The sequence below is a fragment of the Rhizobium sp. S96 genome (genome assembly GCF_030382195.1).
Classification (GTDB): domain Bacteria; phylum Pseudomonadota; class Alphaproteobacteria; order Rhizobiales; family Rhizobiaceae; genus Rhizobium.
Window position 1 is genome coordinate 1 of the sequence record NZ_JAUDRY010000041.1, and the last position, 918, is coordinate 918.

Below are 918 nucleotides of genomic sequence, written 5' to 3' on the forward strand. Positions count from 1 at the left end.
TGTGTTTCGGCGTGCAAATTTAACCCCCTTGGCGGGGTAATCGGCGTCCAATTTTGACCCCCCTCAGATTTCATCTGACCATCCGGCTTTTGGCGGCGGATGGAGTGGGAGTTGAAGCGAGTGGATACGATTGCGCGTGTTCGACGGGCCTTCCATGTGCAGGGCTGGTCGGTGAAGAAGATCGTCCGGGAACTGCATGTGTCGCGTAACACGGTTCGCAAGATTCTGCGTTCCGACGAGACCGATTTTACCTATGAACGAGAGCGACAACCGCTGCCGAGGATCGGAGCGTGGAAGGCCGAGATCGAGCGGTTTCTGACGACCAACGAAGGCAAGCCATCGCGCGAACGGCTGACGCTGATCCGGATTTACGAGGAGGTTCGGGCCCTCGGCTACGACGGCAGTTATGACTCGATCCGGCGATACGCCAAGACCTGGGCGAAGAACCGGGGAGCCATAACGGCGGAAGCCTACGTACCGCTCTATTACGCGCCGGGTGAGGCCTACCAGTTCGACTGGAGCCACGAGATCATTCTGATCAACGGTGTGACGACGACCGTCAAGGTCGCTCACGTCCGGCTCTGCCACAGCCGGATGATGTTCGCCAGGGCCTATATGCGCGAAAGCCAGGAGATGGTGTTCGATGCGCACGACAAGGCCTTCGCCTTCTTCCGTGGCACCTGCACGCGTGGCATCTACGACAATATGAAGACGGCGGTCGAGGCCGTATTCGTCGGCAAGGAGCGGCAATACAATCGCCGTTTCCTGCAGATGTGCAGCCATTATCTCGTTCATCCCGTTGCCTGCACGCCCGCATCAGGCTGGGAGAAGGGACAGGTCGAGAACCAGGTTGGCCTCGTGCGCGAACGCTTCTTCACCCCACGCGTTCGCGTCAAAAGCCTGGAAGAGCTGAACGTG

1 protein-coding gene is annotated in these 918 nt (G+C 59.2%); it reads left to right on the forward strand.

Features of this window, described 5'->3' with window-relative positions:
* Positions 1–111: 111 nt before the first annotated feature.
* Positions 112–918 (forward strand): IS21 family transposase (istA, locus tag QTL94_RS26290; protein WP_289803572.1); only part of this gene is annotated, 807 nt, incomplete at its 3' end.